Annotated in this window: 2 protein-coding genes and 1 pseudogene; 1 reads left to right on the forward strand and 2 read right to left on the reverse strand. The window is 60.2% G+C overall.

Annotation, left to right across the window (positions count from 1 at the left end):
• A partial coding sequence (locus tag B2W96_RS11025; protein ID WP_293010364.1) for a pyruvate kinase occupies positions 1-994 on the forward strand: 994 nt, incomplete at its 5' end.
• Positions 995-1,179: 185 nt separating this feature from the next.
• Here B2W96_RS11025 and lgt read toward each other — a convergent pair.
• Positions 1,180-2,292 carry a prolipoprotein diacylglyceryl transferase gene (lgt, locus tag B2W96_RS11030; RefSeq protein WP_293010366.1) on the reverse strand — a complete coding sequence of 371 codons (1,113 nt, stop codon included), beginning with the start codon at positions 2,290-2,292 and terminating at the stop codon, positions 1,180-1,182.
• Positions 2,293-2,317: 25 nt separating this feature from the next.
• Positions 2,318-2,718: pseudogene (locus B2W96_RS11035) on the reverse strand (insulinase family protein); the annotation flags it as partial.

Raw genomic sequence — 2,718 nt, forward strand, 5'->3', positions numbered from 1 at the left:
CACGGAAATTCCCATTATTCAAAAGGACATCATCGCCCAGTGTGCCGCCGCAGGAAAGCCTGTCATCACCGCCACTCAAATGCTGGACTCCATGATGGAAAACCCCCGCCCCACCCGGGCGGAAATCACCGACGTGGCCAACGCCATTTATGACGGCACCTCCGCCATCATGCTCTCCGGAGAAACAGCCGCGGGCAAATACCCGGTGGACGCAGTGAAAACCATGGATGCCATCGCTCTGCGCACGGAGTCCGATATTAACTATGCCAAGCGGATGCGCAGTGCCGACGGGGACCACCGCCTCTCCATTGCCGCCGCCACAGCCCACGCCGCCTGCACCACCGCCGCCGATGTGGGAGCGGACGCCATTATCACCGTCAGCCAGCGAGGCACCACCGCCCGGCTGGTCAGTCGCTTCCGTCCCGTCACACCGGTGATTGCCTGTCTGCTGGACGAACGCGTTCAGCGCCACATGGCTCTGAGTTGGGGCGTCATCCCCATTCTGATGCCCGTGGCCGGAGATTCCGATGAGCTGGTAGACTTCGCCGTGGAGACCGCCGAAGCCGCCGGGCTTGTAAAGCAGGGCTCTTTGGTGGTGGTCACCGCAGGCGTGCCTGTGGGCATCCCCGGTACCACCAATATGATCCGGGTCCATCTGGTGGGCGGCGCACTGTTTACCGCTGTGGGTGTTGGCCGGGGAAAGGCCTCCGGCCCCCTGTGCGTGTGCCGCACGCCGGAGGAGGTCGCAGAAAAGGCCCGTCCGGGCTGCGTGTTGGTGGTTCCCTTCACCACCAATGACATGCTCTCCGTCATGCGTACCTGCGCCGCCGTCATCAGCGAGGAATCCGGTGCAAACAGCCATGCCGCCACCGTGGGCCTGGCTCTGGACAAGCCGGTCATCGTGGGCGCGGGCGGGGCCACTCATATCCTCATCGACGGGATGCAGGTGAGTGTGGACTGCGCCCACGGCACGGTTCAGCGTCTCCCCGGATAAGCGTCCCTGAAAACCGCGTCCGGACCCATCCTCGCAATGGAAGCACTTCCCCTTCGAACAATATAACATCGGGCACGGGGAAATCAATTCCCCGTGCCCTCGCTTTTTAGATGTTCATTTCCTTATGAAGAGTGAAAAAATCTTTCCGTTTCGCTGTGCGGAGTTTTTATCGCACCTGCTCCAGCTCAGGGCTTTTCCTTTTCCAAAACCGCATCGGCGGACGCTTCTTCCCCGCCGGCATCCTTCACGGGCGCTTCCGCCTCCGGCTCAAAACCGTTTTCTTCCGAAGCTTCCGCATTTGTCCCGGACGCATTCTCCTCCACGCCGGACACTTCCGCTTCAGTCGCAGAAGTGATTTCCTCCGTCCCGGCCATCTCCGTCTCCGCTCCAGAATCCGCCGCCAGAGCGGCTCGCTCCATCTGCCGGACCCACAAATCGCTGCCGTCCTTTTTCCGAATCACGATGTTGTAAAACAGGGCCGCCGCCGCGCACACCGCCAGCACCAGGCTCAGCGCCTGAGAAACCCGGATGGGCGCGCCAAAGATCGTCCAGTCAAAGAGGTACAGGCTGTCCGTCCGCAGCCCCTCAATCCATGCGCGGCCAAGGCCGTACCACAGGAAATAGAAGCAGGCGCTCTCCCCGTCAAACCGGCGAGCCTTGCTGACGATAAACAGCACCAGCAAAAGCCCCACCAGATTCCAAAGGCTCTCGTAGAGGAACGTGGGGTGCACCTCCACAGACTGGTACTTACTCACCCATAGCTGCATCCGCCACGGAAGGTCGGTGGCCGCGCCAAAGGCCTCCCGGTTAATGAAGTTGCCCCAGCGCCCGATACTCTGGCCCAGAAATAGGCCCATGACACAAAGGTCCACCATGGCGGCAAACTTCAGCTTTTTGATTCTGCAATAGACATAGGTCACCAGAATGCCCACGATTACCGTTCCGTAGATGGCAATGCCGCCGTCCCACACGGCCAGCATCCGCAGCCAGTCGAACCCGCCGTCCGCGTTGCGGTACAAATCCAGATAAAAAATCACATAGTAAATGCGGGAGCCGATGATGCAAAGGGGCGTGGCCCAGAGAATCATGTCCAGCACATTGTCCTCCGTCAGACCAAACCGCTTGGCCTGCTTCATGCAAAGATACAGCCCCGCCAGCAACCCCAGCGCCAAAATGATGCCGTACCAGTAAATACCGTGCCCGATGTGAAGCGCCACAGGGTCGGGATCGATCTCAAACCCGCCGAACAATCCCGGAAACCCGATGGGCATATCACTCAGTGCTTTCAAATTTGTCAAAACAGAAACTTCCTTTCGCCGCGCCTTATTTCGGCTGAATCACGGACATCGCCGCGCGGTCCTCCGTCAGCTCGTCCCGGATAAATCCCCGGACGTCCTCTTCGGTGATGCCGTCAAAGGCTTCGGGGAATTTCAGCGCGTCATAGCCCGCAAAATGCCCCTCCGTCAGCGACACGGCGATGCTTTCAAAGGAGTTCATGCTCCGCAGCATCGTGCCGAAGGCCGCCTTGCGCACCCGCTCGTAAAAGTCATGGTCCAGCCCATCCGCCGCAAGGCGCCGGGCCTCTTTTTTAATCTCCGCAGCCACTGCGTTCACGTCCCGGCTGTCGCCTCCCGCGTAGAGATAGGCCGTGTCGGGCATCATCTCAAACGCGCCGCCGAAGCTCCCGTTGATTAGTCCCTGTTCATACAGCCGCTGATACAGCG

This window comes from Oscillibacter sp. UBA6647, from assembly GCA_002455655.1.
GTDB lineage: Bacteria > Bacillota > Clostridia > Oscillospirales > Oscillospiraceae > Oscillibacter.